Below are 13,370 nucleotides of genomic sequence, written 5' to 3'. Positions count from 1 at the left end.
TTCACATCTTTCGGAGTCCAACGACCAGCCACAACAACCTCCAAGTCGAGGTGGCGCATTCACCCACTGACAACTCCGAACACGGTCGCAGCCCGGGCCACGTCAGGAGTGAGGAATTTCAGCGGCGGGGCGTCGTCGTAAAGCTCGAGCGTAGGAGGCTCAGGCTCGGCCTGCGCGAGTACAAACCCCCAGTCCCCGAAGGTGGGAACATGCACGTGGTACGGAGTGGTCGACCAGCCTGCGGCGCGAATCGAACTGTCGGTGCGCCAGAAGGCCTGCGGCGTCGAAAACGGCGAACCCGACTGCACCACCAGCTTTGCGCCCGGCGCGGCCACCGTGCGGATCAACCCGTAGAACTCCTGAGAGTAGAGCTTGGCCAGCACTGCGTTGTCGGGATCGGGAAGGTCTGCATAGATGGCGTCGAACTTCTGCACCTGCGCCTTACCACGTGCCTGCTCGTGGAGCCATGCGAAAGCATCCGCAGCAATCTTCTCCACTCGGGGATTGTCCAGGCTGCCACGGTTATCTTCCCGCAGCACAGTGCGGGCGACCTCGATGACGTCCGGATCCAAATCGACCTGAACAATGCGCTCGATGTTGGGCATCCGCAGCAGCTCCCGGGCAGCCAACCCATCGCCTCCGCCGAGGATCAACGCCGACTTCGTTTCTTTACCCACCGCCGGGTAGACCAGCGACTCGGTGTAGCGGTACTCGTCACGACTGGAGTACTGCAATCCCCCGTCGAGATAAAGCCGCCGGTCCCCGCCAAATCGAGTGACGACGATGTCCTGATACTTCGAGTGCTTGGCGAAAACAATGGGCTGGGCGTAGAGCGACTGCCGGGCGGTCGCCTCGATGTCCCGGATTCCGGCCAGTAACGCTACCAACCCAACAAGTGCCGCGACGAGGGCGGCGACAGATGCGACCAGTGCCCGGCGGGTCAACATCTGCTTCAGTAGCAGCGCGGCGATTATCAATGCCGCGGTGACATTGATCAGTCCAGCGATGGCAGTGGCCTTCAGCATGCCCACCGTAGGCAGGAGCACAAATGGCCAGATTAAACCGCCGACCAAGGCTCCGAAGTAGTCCGCAGCGTTGAGATTCGCCAGCACGCGACCGGTGTCCTCGGCGGAGGACGTCCGGCCGGTCTGCAGAAGTGTCATGAGTAACGGCACCTCGGCACCAACCAGCGTTCCGATTATGAAAGTGGCGGCGACTAATGCTCCGAGGCTCTCACCTGTAACCGAAAATACCCAGTACAGAGCGGTTGCGGACACACCGCCGAGCAAACCCAAAGCACACTCGATACCGAGGAAAGACACCGCGGCACGGCGCACAAACGGCTTCGCCGCCACGGCGCCAAAACCCAGCGCTGCGACATAACCGGCCACAATCAGGGAATTCGCAACGACGTCGCCGCGGCCAAGAGAAGCCGACAGCGCCAGTAGTGCCAGCTCATAGACCAGGCCGCAAGCAGCACAGGCCGCCACAGAGCCCAGCAGGAGAGCCCGCCAGCGCCGGGAAGTCGTGGTGGTCTCCATCTATGACAGCGCCACCGCGTTAATCACACCGATAACAATGAAGGTGGTCGCAGCCAAAATCGCTCGGGGGCGTACCTTCGCGTCCATTACGACATCGCGGAAGCGCCCCGGAATCAGAGCTTCCAGCACCAGCAGCGATGCTGCCTGCAACACAATGCCGAGTGCACCGTAAACGAGGGTCTCCCCCAGGCCAATCATCAGAGCGTCGTCGGATGCGCGGATTACCGAAACGACAATGCAGGCCAGCGCAATCTGCTGTGAGCCCGCTATCATCGCGGCGCCCGCACGGTTTTCGAGAAACACCAGGTCGCGCAGTTTCCCAGGAGTAATCAGATCAAGGACAATGAATCCAACTACGAGCACTAGGGCACCCGCAAGGAAGTAACCGACGGTGGCCGGCACTCCGACGGCCAGATGCTCGCCCACAGTTGAGGCCACGACCGACTGCGCTGGCTCCGATGTCTCCGACTGCGCCGTGAGGATAGCCGTCCCGGTGGTGTCCATGTACGTTACTGGTCCCATGTTTATTTCGCTCCTCCGAATGATCCGGCCGATCCACCCGAACCGCCGGAGGGGGCGGAGGGACCGAAACCGGGGCCGAGATAGATGAAGTGCCCACCCGAATAGCGGCCACTAAGTGATTCTCTGGTTATCAGGCACGTGTCCTTTGACCCTGCCTCAGGGGTCTGACGCGAAACGATGAACAGGTGCTTCTTCGTCCTCAGGTACGCTGCCCCGCCATCTTCGTTGTAAGCCTGTGGCTTAATCTCTTCTTTCAGCTCACGCCCCACCTCAATGGGGTCGCGGTCGCCACAGGTCCAACGTCGATCAATTCCGCTGCTGACCTGCGTCGCAGATGCTGCGCCGGGCGCGGACTGATAGCGCTCGCTAATCCTCTCTTCCGCAGATTTCCCGCCGACGAAGAAACCGGCCAGAGTGACCACAATGCCGACAACGATCAGTGCGTAACCAATACTTCCGCGTCCCATAGACTCAGGAACCTCCCTTTACGCGGTCTGCCTCGGCCCCATGGTTACCAGCGACGGCAGTCCAAGTATTCGACGTCCACACGAGCTGCCCCGGCGGGTAGCCGTGCCACGTATCCCAGCGATACCCCTGCTCAATCGGCTCTGCAGCCAACACAGTCAGCGCGCCGGGCGAACCGGGGAACTCCGCGACAACCGAATGAGGATGCCCTGTACCGAACTCGCGACGTAAAGCATCTGCGCGCTGAACGAAGGCTTCTGGCGAGAGGTTCTCCACACGAGCTTTCACCATCACTCCCGCCTCACTCAGGGGCACGCCGTGTGCCGCGGTACAGGAAATCTCCTCGGTAAAGCACGGGTTCTCCCGCTTACCGACGAAAACCACATGCGACGCTCCGAGGACTCCGAGCGTCAGCGGCGATGTTGTGCCGTCGGGGTGAGAGATAACCGCCTCGCAGAGGGTGTCCGGGACTTGGCCGTCAAAAGCAATGCGGAGTTGCTCCGCAGCAGTGTCTTTGAACGGCACATCTAGAATTGCCAGCGACATAGCGACCGCCACTAGCGATTGTCCGCGTCCGGATTATGGTCCGGCGCTGCCATGACATCAATCTCACCGGGGAGAATCCTAATACCGGTGGACGCTTCCCACATCGAGTCACCGTAGCGTTCCAGTCCGAGCAAGCGACCGTCACCGGATTTGTAGTCGACGAAGTCTGTAGCCCCCTCCGGCGGCAGCCCGGTGGTGCCAATCGCGGTGTAGCGGGCGGTTCCCCGCTCCTCCTCCCAGTACTCCACACCGTCGACAACGATGGGATTAGTTGGTTCGAAGCTACCTGGAAGCTTGCGCCACCAGGTGAGGATGACTTCACCTTCATCTTCCTCAACGCCAAACCAAGAACCATCCGCCCCACCATCGACGAGATGTTCCCACCAGCGGAACGGCCCCTGAGAGAGCTCAAGGGATCCGCGCACAACATGGGAGGCACCACCGTAATTCAGGATTGCGCCCGGCGCGACAGAGGTTGGACCGTACTTACGGTACTCATCAGTCATCAGCGGGTCGACGAAGCGCTCCCGATCAGAACCCGGAACCTGAGTATTCCGACGCGCTACAACAACGACGATGACCCCGATGACAACGAGGATGATGCCGATTATGACAATGCTGTTCACTAGGATTAATCCCATCGATAGTGTGGTGGCGCTAAGTAAACGCCCGATTACTAACTTTCTACCGAATACAGTCGCGGCGCGCCGTCGAACATTATTTTCGTTCGAGACGCGCCGCGATAGGTCTACGCGCTAATCCGCGCGTTTCTGCTTAGCTCCTTGCCAAGGGCAACCTACACACCAATCTTCTTGCCATCAGTGCGTACAACCTGAACGACGGCCGGGCGTGGCTGCTCCTTGCCGCCGTCCGGCCAGTGCGAGGTCGGGTTGGTGGTCGGGTCCGGGTTGTCGCCGACTGGATGACCCTGATCCGTCTCGATTTCGCCCGGGTGCTGGACGTTGACCATCACGCGGTTGGAGAAGATCTGCGGACCACAGGTCTCTGCAGCAACCGGAACAGTCAGGAAGCACTTGGTTTCACCACGACGCTCGCCTTCGACGGCAACGGCGAAAAGGCCGTCGTTGGAGTCCAGGGCGTTGCCGTCGGTGGAAACCCACAGGTTGCCGTACTCGTCAAAGGCGACGTTGTCCGGGCAGGAAATTGGCGAGACCGATTCCTTGTCGAAGCCACCGAAGTAGGTGTAAGCCTCGTTCGGGTCACCACAGACCAGCAGGAGGTTCCACTTGCCCTTGGTACCGGCGTGGTCATCTTCCATCTCCAGAACAAGGCCATTCTTGTTCTCGGTGATTGGTGCGACCTCGACGGCGTCGGCAAGCGGGCGCCCTGCACCATCCTTGCGTTCCTTGCCCTTGTCGTCCTTCGCGCCAGCCTTACCGCGGTACTTGTTGTTGGTCAGCGCCGCGTAGACCTTACCGGTCTTCGGAGACGGCTCGATATCCTCCGGGCGATCCATACGGGTCGCACCGACCTTGTCACCGGCGATGCGGGTGTAGATGCAGACCTCTTCGGCGGTCATGCCATCAACGTGGGACTCGTGCTTGCCGTCTGCCTTGGCGGTCATCAGCGGAAGCCACTCAATGTCACCGTCGAAACGGCCGTCCTTCGGCAGCTCACCGGAGCCGTCAATCTCGGACTCGGAATTACCGTTGAACTTACCGACGTAGAGCGTGCCCTCGGACAGAATGCCCATGTTGTGCTTGAGGTCCCCTTCCTTAATCTTGCGGGAGGAGACGAACTTGTAGATGTACTCGAAACGCTCGTCGTCGCCGGAGTAGCACACAACCGTGCCGTCGTCGGTGACGTAAATCTGACCGGCTTCATGCTTGAAACGGCCCACTGCGGTGTGCTTGACCGGGGTGGAGTTCGGGTCAGATGGGTCAATCTCTACCAGCCAGAAGAAGCGGTTCGGCTCGTTCGGCTCCTTGGAGACATCGAAGCGGTCGTAGTACTTCTCCCACGCGCGGTCGGACAGCTCTTCATTCTTGACCGAGTAGCGCTTGAGCTTCTTAACTGCGTCCTCGTCCTTGAGCTTGCCAACGTTGCCGAAGTACTGGTCAACGTTCTCCTCACCGGACAGATAGGTACCCCACGGAGTAACACCACCGGAGCAGTTGTTCAAAGTTCCCTCGACCTTCATACCGGTCGGGTCAGCCTTGGTCTTCAGCAGATCGTGACCAGCAGCCGGGCCGTCAACTGTGAATTCGGTGAAGCCAGTGATGCGACGGTTACGCTTGTCGCTGAGAATTGGCTTCAGGAATCCCTTGTCATCCTCTTCCACAGCAAGGATGGTCTGGCCGTGGGCAGCCAGTCCGATGTCGACCTGCTCCTTAGTGGCATCTTCTTTCTTGTAGGCACGGAACATCATCGGCTCGGTGGTGTACTCGTGCGAGCAAACGTACAGCAGTGTGCCGTCTTCAGCCTTAATCAGGCCAGCGAAGTCATTGTTGAAGCCGAACTGCTTCAGCTGGTTTTCCGGAGTCTGCTTGTCAAAGTCGAACTCCGGGCCACCCTCGTGGATTGGGTCGCCCCAGCGAATCAGAACATTCTGCTCGTAGCCGTCCGGGATAACGACTGCGTCTTCCGTGTTCGGCTTGACGGCGTCGAAACGCATACCCTCCGGCGATTCGCCCTTGCTACCGTCACCGGCAGCAGCGGTACCGGAGGCGTCGGAGCCACCTGCGGCGCTGCCCGAATCATCAGAGGAGCAAGCGGCCAGCACGGCGCCACCGCCGACCGCAAGAGCACTAGCACCAGTGACCTTCAGTGCCGCGCGACGGGAGAATGCGCGCTGGGAGAACGCCTCCTTCGCAACATCACCGAAGTACTGGTTGTCCGAGAACTCGTTCGGAGCATCGTCAGCACAGGCATTACCACACTTGTAAGTGCAGGTCAGAGAGCTGCGAGAGGTAGCAAAAGGATTTGTCAGCAGATTCTTGCCAATACGAACCACGGGGAGACCGCCTTTGTATAGCTTCGACTAGGTGAGGAAATGGAAAACTAAAACTTTTAGATCCTCTAAGAAGCTAAGGACGTTGCGTTACCTTTCGGTTTCTAAAAATCAACTCGCCAATGAGCTTTAGCTGACGGTCTAATGACTTGCGCTTTAACGCAAAGTGAACACCCTGGTGTTGTGGTTCTCCGGCTCGACTCTTCACTCCAACTACGCAGTCGAGCCCCAGCTCTGCGGGCTACGTGGACTAGCCCTGGTTCTCCGGGCTACGCGGATTCTTCAAATCAGAACCCTCCGGCACATCCGCCGGGTCATTGCCACTTTCCAGAATCTTGTTGTCCTCATCGACGAAGATGACATTCGGCTTGTACGTACGCGCCTCAGCGTCATCCATCATTCCGTAGCCGATGATAATAACCAGATCACCCGGCGATATCAGACGAGCGGCGGCACCATTGATAGAAATGATGCCCGAGCCGCGCTCTCCGGTAATGCAGTAAGTAGTAAGCCGGTTGCCATTATTGATATCGACGATGTCGACGGCTTCACCTTCAAGCAGGTCGGCCGCTTCCATCAAATCAGCGTCAATCGTGCACGATCCAACGTAGTGAAGATCAGCCTGAGTCACCGTGGCGCGGTGAATCTTGGACTTCAACATAGTGCGAAACATGAAAAAGGTAGGTCCCTTCCTGGATTTGTCCCCTGGATGCTTGCCTACCGCGGCACCCCTTAGCGTGGCAGGTTATTAGTCGGCACACTATAATACGACAACTTCCCAGCCACGAGAAACTACTTCTAAAAGCCGTCCTACTCGCTGTCCTGCTCAACGCCAAAGCCAGCGTTCTTCAGAGTTTCTCTGCTGGACTCATCTTTCAGACGAGCATCTCGAGCAGCACGAACCTTTTCCTGCAGCTCAGCCAACTCAGCGGCCTCTTCCTCAGTCAGCTCGCCGTCCAGCCCCGCAGCCGACAGAGCCGCCGACGCAATTTCGGCGTCCTTCTGGCCGAGCTGACCGAAACCGTTTGCCGAATCCGGGCGCGGCGCACCAAGAATCAAGCCAACATTATCAATGAGACGAGTAGTGCCGACCTTCGCAGCAACCAGCAGGCGAGCTTCAGTCTCCTGGCCGTCGCCGCGCAACGCCTCGTCGGAAAGCGGGGCGAGCGCAGCGTCACGCAGCTCCAAGTAATCCAACTCGACTTCAGGCTGGCTGGCGAGCACACCACGCGCGGTTTCCAGCACAGCATCCGCACCACGGTCCGCGACAAAAGCACCGGCAGTCAGCGCAGCGGACAGGGTTACTGCGAGATTGCGCTGCTCCTCGGACAGATAGCGGTTGCGGGAGCTCATAGCCAACCCGTCGGCCTCGCGAATCACCGGTACACCGTGCAACTGCACCGGCATATTCAGGTCAGTGACCATCTGCTGCATCAGGCACAGCTGCTGGTAGTCCTTCTCACCAAAAACGGCATCAGTGCAGTTGGTGATGTTGAAAAGCTTGTTGACCACCGTCAACGCACCGGCAAAGTGCCCCGGGCGAGTAGCACCTTCGAGCTCCGAAGCCAGCGGCCCCGGCTGCACCGTCGTGCGGAAACCGTTGGGGTACATCTCCTTCGCGTTCGGCGCAAAGACCAGCTCAGCACCGACAGCGCGGAGCTTCTCAACGTCTTCCTCCAGAGTCCGCGGGTAGGCGTCAAAGTCCTCCCCCTCACCGAACTGCAGAGGATTGACGAAAATCGACACCACCACAACAGCGCGCGGCAGCGTCTTCGCGGCCTGTACTAGTTCAAGGTGCCCCTGGTGTAGCGCACCCATCGTAGGTACGAGCACCACCGGCCGCCCGGTCTTCCGCAACGCACGGGTGACCTGCGCGATTCCCGCAATAGTCTTGTGAACAGTTGTCTCTCCGGCGGTATAACCCGTCATGTTTCCTCCGCGTTCAGATCTACCGGACCAAACTTTTCGCCCGACGGCAATACCTTACGCCACATCCCGGATGACCAGAACAGCCAGTCCGCTCAGCTCATCGGCGTAGGTACCGCAAAACCTCGTTGGCGCCGCGCAGCTCGGCGATGCGCTCGGCAAGGGCCAGGTAGGCGGTTCCCATTTCCGGTGCCACCGCTTCAATTTCACGTTCGTGCTTGACGACGGTCCCAAGGTCGTCCCGCGTCACCGGGCCAGTCAGCCCCCGGGAACCCCACCTCAAGGCATTGTCCAATGAAGCTTCCAGCAGTGGGCGGAGCAGCTCGGCGGCCTGGCCTCGACGTAGCTCAGCTAGGTCGGTGTCTTCGGCTGCGGTGTCTCCGCCGATAGTGGTTGCCAGCATTTCTACTGCATCGACCACAACTGCGCCCAGACCGTTTGAGCCATGGGCCATAGCCGCGTGATAGAGACCGCGGTGACGTTCGTTGATGAACACCGGACGACCGCCGAGTTCACCAATGAGCAGTTCACTGACTGTTTTCGCGAGCTCATCCCCAACAGTGATGCCCCATGGGCAGCCGATCAGGAGCTCGGAGTCGTCGTCAAGCCCTGCGAATGTCATTGCGGGATGGGCGGCGATGGTCAGCGCGCCGGTGAGTGCGACCGGATCGAGCACGGCACGCCCGAGGGAACCAGAAGTATGCATGACGATGCGTCCGGGGCCGACATGGCGGGCGACTTCCTCGGCGACCTCTGCGATGGCGCGATCCGGCACGGCGATGACGATGAGCTCGCAGGTGGAAGCTGTGTCGGCAATGCTACTAACCTGTGCGTTCGGGAGACGTAGATGCGCTCGTGTGACAGATTCTGGTGAGCGCGCGACCACGTGAGTGACACGATGCCCACAGCGCTCTAACGCCTGGCCGAGCGCGACCCCGACTTTTCCGGCAGAAATAATCCCCACCGCCAACCGCGGAGCGGTTGTCCGATGGGGATGGGATTCATGCTGGCTTTGCGTCATGACTGACTAGGTTAGACCAAACCAGCTATGTGCGGTGAGTAGGCCGCGCACACTCGGTAAGCGACTAGGCCTGTTCGTCCTCGCGCTGCTCCCTCTTCTTGCGCATCTGCGCCATCAGCTCGGCAACCGTCAGGCTGCCCTTGTTGTCCTCAGCACGGCGCCGACCGTGGCTTGCAGGCTCCTGCTCAGGAGCCTGAGCCGGTTTCTGAGCTGGCTCTTCTGCGAGGTCCTCATCGCGAATGGCCTGCAGCTGGCGAGTCGGAGAGTCCGAGGCGTCGTCCGATTCCGGCGCAGCGAATGGGTGCCGTGCACCGTGTGCCTCGTGAGCACCGCCCTGAGAATCATCCTCTGCGGCGTCCTCGGCCGGGGTTTCCTGCCAGTTGATGGCGCGGAAAGAGTTAGTGGAGAACTTCTCCTTGGAAACGGCTTCGTCATCCTTGGAATCGGCGACTTCGTGGACGTCAACCGGCTGGCCAGACGGCGAGAATGTACGGCGCATGTCGGTAGCCTCGGCGTCTTCAACCGGCGAAGCGGAGGAAGCGGAGCCCGTGCCGCCGTGCTGGGTATGAACGCCAACAGTGCCGTTAGCGGTCATCTCAGCGCGGTGGGAAGTCGCGCGTGGTGTCGGCCGGTCGTGACCGGTCGGATCCTTCATCGGCGAGGCCTGCTGTGGCGAGTCGAGCTCACGCAGACGCTCGGCCTGGGCGCGAAGAGCAACCTGCTCGTCGTCGAAATCCTCCCCCATGAACTCAGCAAGCTGGGCACGCAGTGCAAAGACCTCAGCGCGCAGCGCCGCAATGTTGTCATCGTTGTTACCCTCAAGCGAGTCCAGGTAGTTCTGCTCGAGAATCAGCTCCTGCTCACGGTGAGTAGCCAGCTCGCGGTCAAGCTCCACCTTGTGCAGTTCCTCGATTGTCTCCAACCGCTTGCGCTCCAGCGCAATGGTCTTGCGGTATCGAGTCACCAGCACAGCCCCGATAACTGCCGACCACAACGCCAGCAGCACGGCGACCTTCATCCACCCGGCAGAGGAGGCAAAGAGCATGACGATACTGGCAATCACCGCGAGCACCAGCAGCACAACCATGAGAATGACGGCGGTTTTCTCCGTCATACCATCGGTAGAACTGAATTTCGTCACATCATTGCTCTGCTCATCTGCATATGCCGCATCAGCCCCGGAGTTAGCCCCAGCGGAGTAGCTTTCGAAAGCCGAAGAAGGCGACGGAGACGGAGACTCGGCCATATCCGACGAAGTAGCTGCCGCGTCGCCCTGAAAATATGCGGCATCACCCGAGCGCTTCGGGTCATTACCGGCGTTGGAGAGGTCAGTCATAACTCCCACCCTACCGAGTTAGTTCCCATTTCCCCGCTAGGAGGCGAAGAATTTTCGCCATCAGTTGGCAATTGGCAAACTTTTTCCAGCCACAGCCCCGCCGCAGCGAGCAAAATGCCGGATACTGTGCCGACAATCATGATCGGCCCGTCGGCCTGTGCAGCCGCAAGCTCCGTCCACTTCGGCAAAGCCCACAGCACGCCACCGGCGTACAAACCTCCGAGAATCGCCCCCAACCATGCGGATGCCGTACCGACCACCAGCCATCGCGACAACGTTAACGGCTGCACCTGGCTGCGATCCTGCCCGACCTTCCCCTCTTTCAGCACCGACTTAATCCACCGCGCTGCCGCCACACAGACAGCTGTGAGCAACCAGGGAAACCCCAGGTCCCACCAACTTCGTGGCCCGAGCGCACCGAAAAACTGTGCCACGATCATCCATGACGCCAGTGCGAGAACCAGCGCAGATGCAGCCAACGTAATCGGTGAGGTCGGTTTCATCTCTAGGCCTCTTCTCCATCCGCGCTGTCTGCTAGACGCACTGCGTTTACGTCTTCAGGTGCCAGCTTATCGACGAGTGCCGCGACCCGAACTCCCCCCAATTCGGCATCCGGGTCGGCATCGAGCCACGGCACCAGTACAAAGGCACGCTCGGTTGCCCACGGATGCGGCAGGGTCAGAGTCGAATCGTCAGAGATGATCTCCTCGCCGGTGTCCTTGTCAGTGACCTGCACAATGTCCACGTCGAGCGCCCGTGGTCCCCAGTGAATTTCGCGCACTCGACCAGCGTCATTTTCCAGTTTCCAACCAGCTTCCAGCAGCTCCATTGGTGTCCGGGACGTATCGACAATGAGCACGGCATTGAGGAAGTCACCCTGCTCTACCCCACCCCAAGGTGGGGTGGCATAAATTTTTGAGGCTGCGACCAATTCATCGGCGAAGAAGGCCCGCACACCAGTTAGGTTTTCTCGCGCGCGGTCCATGTTCGCGCCGATAGAAAGAACGGCGCGAATCATGCCAACCGCTTCTTCCGCGAACGGCGGGCTGTTACCGCAGCGTCATCAAAGTCGAGCGGAATGGGCGCATGCGGTTTGTGAATGGTTACTTCCACCGCATGCAACAGTGGGGACAATCCGCGTTCGGCGCGGGCGTCGTCGTCGGCAAGCACTGCTTCGGCGATCTCGGTCGCGACTGTTTCGATGAGGTTGCGAGGGGTGCCGGTTAAAATTCCGTGCGCTGTGGCTGCAATGTCGGCGTAGTTGACCGTGTCGTCCAGCTCGTCGCTGGCAGCGGCACCGGAGAAATCCAGCCACAGGGTGACATCACAGATGAAGTCCTGACCATCCCGGCGCTCGAAGTCGAGACAACCGTGGTAGCCGTGGGCTTTCAGACCTTTGAGTTCAATGCGATCAGCCACTGTGTTTACGCGTCTCCTTCCAGAGTCGACTCGGCTGGCGATTCCGCAGCCGACTCGTCGTGCTGCGCAGCGCGGTTAGACCCACCTTCCGGATAGTCGCCGGCCGCTGTGTAACCGGTCAGTGAACGTCCAAGGTTCCATGCCTGCGCCACACGCACTGCGTCGAGGTTGTCGGCCACATTGTGAACTCGAACCGCCCATGCGCCCGCCGCTGCGGACAGCGCGGAAATTGCGGTAGTCGCGGCATCAGCCTGCTTTGGTGCTCGTACCTCACTGCCAACGGCGGCGACGAAACGCTTGCGGGAAGCACCGACCAACAGGGGGAAACCGAGGTCAATAAGCTCCGGCAGGTCGTGGAGGAGCGCCCAATTGTCATCGGCGTTTTTGGCAAAGCCCAGGCCTGGGTCGAGGACAATATTTTCCTCGACGATTCCGGCGCCCATGGCACCGTCGACAAGCTGAAGCAGGTGCTCACGGACATCGGCGACAATGCCGTCCGGGTGAGTTTCGGCGCGCCCAGAAGCGGAGCCGAAGCGATCGGTCTTCCAGTGCATCAGACAGATGGGCACATCGGCATCGGCGCAGACTGCGTACATGTTGGGGTCTGCGAGACCGCCGGAGACATCGTTGATGAATACCGCACCCTCGGCGATTGCTGCCTCTGCGACACTTGCGCGCTTTGTATCGACGCTGATCAGGTGCCCGTCTGCCGCGAGCTCGCGGACCACCGGCACGACCCGGGCAATTTCCTCATCCTCGGCATCCTCGGAAACGCGGTGTGCGCCAGGGCGAGTGGACTCGCCACCGATGTCGAGAATATGTGCGCCTTCAGCGAGCAGCTCGTGCGCATGGGCAATCGCCGCGTCGAAGGTCTTGTACAGGCCGCCATCGGAAAAGCTGTCCTCGGTGACGTTGACAATGCCCATCACCTTGCAGAGCTGATTCTCGACACCCATCTCCGCCTGCTGTCCTGCCTGCGCTTGCAAGGGGGATTCAGTCACCTTGTTGTCCAGCCTTTCCAATCGACCATTTAACTGTTGCGTTAGCTCTTGCGGATCAGCGCCATTGCCTCTGCGCGCGAACGGGCATCCGTCTTGAAGCCACCGCGGACGGCTGATGTCACCGTGCGCGCACCCGGCTTGCGGATACCGCGCATGGCCATGCAGAGATGCTCCGCTTCAATAACGACAATCGCCGAGGCCGGATCCAGCCGCTCCACCAAGGCATCCGCAACCTGACTGGTCAGCCGCTCCTGCACCTGCGGGCGCTTCGCATAGCCATCGACCAGACGAGCGAGCTTGGACAGGCCCGTCACACGACCGTCCTTGCCCGGAATGTAACCAATGTGGGCAACGCCGAAGAACGGCACCAAGTGATGCTCACAGGTGGAGTAAATCGGGATGTCCTTGACCAAAACGAGTTCCTGGTGATCCTCGTTGAAGGTCTTAGCCAGCACCTCAGACGGATCTTCAAACAGGCCCGCGAAAACCTCACGGTAGGCTCGCGCCACTCGCGCCGGTGTCTCCTTCAGACCTTCCCTGTCGGGATCCTCACCGACGGCAATCAACAGTTCACGAACCGCAGCCTCGGCTCGCTCCTGATCGAATTCGCGCTCCATGATGT

General features: G+C 60.0%; 14 protein-coding genes and 1 pseudogene. All 15 read right to left on the bottom strand.

Annotated features, from left to right (window positions below):
* Nucleotides 1–59 precede the first annotated feature (59 nt).
* The 15 genes and pseudogenes from QP981_RS00755 to folE all read right to left on the bottom strand — a co-directional run bounded on the left by QP981_RS00755 (nucleotide 60) and on the right by folE (nucleotide 13,365).
* The gene (locus QP981_RS00755; RefSeq protein ID WP_284857195.1) at nucleotides 60–1,541 is read right to left on the bottom strand and encodes a polyamine aminopropyltransferase; all 1,482 of its coding nucleotides are present in this window, start codon (nucleotides 1,539–1,541) and stop codon (nucleotides 60–62) included.
* Nucleotides 1,542–2,063 (bottom strand): DUF350 domain-containing protein, encoded by a 522-nt coding sequence (locus QP981_RS00750; RefSeq protein ID WP_083229188.1) that lies wholly within the window; start codon nucleotides 2,061–2,063, stop codon nucleotides 1,542–1,544.
* A gap of 2 nt (nucleotides 2,064–2,065) precedes the next feature.
* Nucleotides 2,066–2,530 (bottom strand): DUF4247 domain-containing protein, encoded by a 465-nt coding sequence (locus QP981_RS00745; protein ID WP_069358987.1) that lies wholly within the window; start codon nucleotides 2,528–2,530, stop codon nucleotides 2,066–2,068.
* A 4-nt stretch (nucleotides 2,531–2,534) separates the two neighbouring features.
* Nucleotides 2,535–3,074, bottom strand: a complete 540-nt coding sequence (locus QP981_RS00740; protein ID WP_284857196.1) for a DUF2617 family protein — start codon at nucleotides 3,072–3,074, stop codon at nucleotides 2,535–2,537.
* An 11-nt stretch (nucleotides 3,075–3,085) separates the two neighbouring features.
* Nucleotides 3,086–3,700, bottom strand: coding sequence for a DUF4178 domain-containing protein (locus QP981_RS00735; RefSeq protein ID WP_168157921.1), 615 nt, complete (start codon nucleotides 3,698–3,700; stop codon nucleotides 3,086–3,088).
* Nucleotides 3,701–3,870: 170 nt separating this feature from the next.
* A complete protein-coding gene (locus QP981_RS00730; RefSeq protein WP_070546615.1) occupies nucleotides 3,871–6,048 on the bottom strand; it encodes a PhoX family protein in 2,178 nt (725 codons plus the stop codon).
* 247 nt (nucleotides 6,049–6,295) lie between these two features.
* Nucleotides 6,296–6,718 carry an aspartate 1-decarboxylase gene (gene panD / locus QP981_RS00725; RefSeq protein WP_016421480.1) on the bottom strand — a complete coding sequence of 141 codons (423 nt, stop codon included), beginning with the start codon at nucleotides 6,716–6,718 and terminating at the stop codon, nucleotides 6,296–6,298.
* A 314-nt stretch (nucleotides 6,719–7,032) separates the two neighbouring features.
* Nucleotides 7,033–7,974 (bottom strand): annotated as a pseudogene (panC, locus tag QP981_RS00720) (pantoate--beta-alanine ligase); the annotation flags it as partial.
* A gap of 97 nt (nucleotides 7,975–8,071) precedes the next feature.
* Nucleotides 8,072–8,992 (bottom strand): Rossmann-like and DUF2520 domain-containing protein, encoded by a 921-nt coding sequence (locus QP981_RS00715; RefSeq protein ID WP_284857197.1) that lies wholly within the window; start codon nucleotides 8,990–8,992, stop codon nucleotides 8,072–8,074.
* A gap of 64 nt (nucleotides 8,993–9,056) precedes the next feature.
* A complete protein-coding gene (locus tag QP981_RS00710; RefSeq protein WP_284857198.1) occupies nucleotides 9,057–10,328 on the bottom strand; it encodes a DUF6779 domain-containing protein in 1,272 nt (423 codons plus the stop codon).
* A complete protein-coding gene (locus QP981_RS00705; protein ID WP_049190665.1) occupies nucleotides 10,325–10,831 on the bottom strand; it encodes a DUF3180 domain-containing protein in 507 nt (168 codons plus the stop codon). Before QP981_RS00705 ends, QP981_RS00710 begins: the two co-directional genes overlap by 4 nt.
* A gap of 2 nt (nucleotides 10,832–10,833) precedes the next feature.
* Nucleotides 10,834–11,346, bottom strand: coding sequence for a 2-amino-4-hydroxy-6-hydroxymethyldihydropteridine diphosphokinase (folK, locus tag QP981_RS00700; RefSeq protein WP_101687909.1), 513 nt, complete (start codon nucleotides 11,344–11,346; stop codon nucleotides 10,834–10,836).
* Nucleotides 11,343–11,747 (bottom strand): dihydroneopterin aldolase, encoded by a 405-nt coding sequence (gene folB, locus QP981_RS00695; RefSeq protein ID WP_005510214.1) that lies wholly within the window; start codon nucleotides 11,745–11,747, stop codon nucleotides 11,343–11,345. Before folB ends, folK begins: the two co-directional genes overlap by 4 nt.
* 5 nt (nucleotides 11,748–11,752) lie before the next feature.
* Nucleotides 11,753–12,703, bottom strand: a complete 951-nt coding sequence (gene folP, locus QP981_RS00690; RefSeq protein ID WP_187404945.1) for a dihydropteroate synthase — start codon at nucleotides 12,701–12,703, stop codon at nucleotides 11,753–11,755.
* 86 nt (nucleotides 12,704–12,789) lie between these two features.
* Nucleotides 12,790–13,365: a GTP cyclohydrolase I FolE gene (folE, locus tag QP981_RS00685; protein ID WP_049181131.1), complete on the bottom strand. Its 576-nt coding sequence runs from the start codon at nucleotides 13,363–13,365 to the stop codon at nucleotides 12,790–12,792.
* Nucleotides 13,366–13,370: the final 5 nt, after the last annotated feature.

This window comes from Corynebacterium sp. MSK047 (assembly GCF_030232285.1).
GTDB lineage: Bacteria > Actinomycetota > Actinomycetes > Mycobacteriales > Mycobacteriaceae > Corynebacterium > Corynebacterium jeikeium_D.
Note: the sequence above shows the minus strand (reverse complement) of the source record. Positions and strands in the feature narration are given on the sequence as shown.

Excerpts from the sequence above, each read along its gene's own strand:
- QP981_RS00755 (WP_284857195.1), bottom strand. The coding sequence starts at position 1,541 with ATGGAGACCACCACGACTTCCCGGCGCTGGCGGGCTCTCCTGCTGGGC.
- QP981_RS00750 (WP_083229188.1), bottom strand. The coding sequence starts at position 2,063 with ATGGGACCAGTAACGTACATGGACACCACCGGGACGGCTATCCTCACG.
- QP981_RS00745 (WP_069358987.1), bottom strand. The coding sequence starts at position 2,530 with ATGGGACGCGGAAGTATTGGTTACGCACTGATCGTTGTCGGCATTGTG.
- QP981_RS00740 (WP_284857196.1), bottom strand. The coding sequence starts at position 3,074 with ATGTCGCTGGCAATTCTAGATGTGCCGTTCAAAGACACTGCTGCGGAG.
- panD (WP_016421480.1), bottom strand. The coding sequence starts at position 6,718 with ATGTTTCGCACTATGTTGAAGTCCAAGATTCACCGCGCCACGGTGACT.
- QP981_RS00715 (WP_284857197.1), bottom strand. The coding sequence starts at position 8,992 with ATGACGCAAAGCCAGCATGAATCCCATCCCCATCGGACAACCGCTCCG.
- QP981_RS00710 (WP_284857198.1), bottom strand. The coding sequence starts at position 10,328 with ATGACTGACCTCTCCAACGCCGGTAATGACCCGAAGCGCTCGGGTGAT.
- QP981_RS00705 (WP_049190665.1), bottom strand. The coding sequence starts at position 10,831 with ATGAAACCGACCTCACCGATTACGTTGGCTGCATCTGCGCTGGTTCTC.
- folK (WP_101687909.1), bottom strand. The coding sequence starts at position 11,346 with ATGATTCGCGCCGTTCTTTCTATCGGCGCGAACATGGACCGCGCGCGA.
- folP (WP_187404945.1), bottom strand. The coding sequence starts at position 12,703 with ATGGGTGTCGAGAATCAGCTCTGCAAGGTGATGGGCATTGTCAACGTC.
- folE (WP_049181131.1), bottom strand. The coding sequence starts at position 13,365 with ATGGAGCGCGAATTCGATCAGGAGCGAGCCGAGGCTGCGGTTCGTGAA.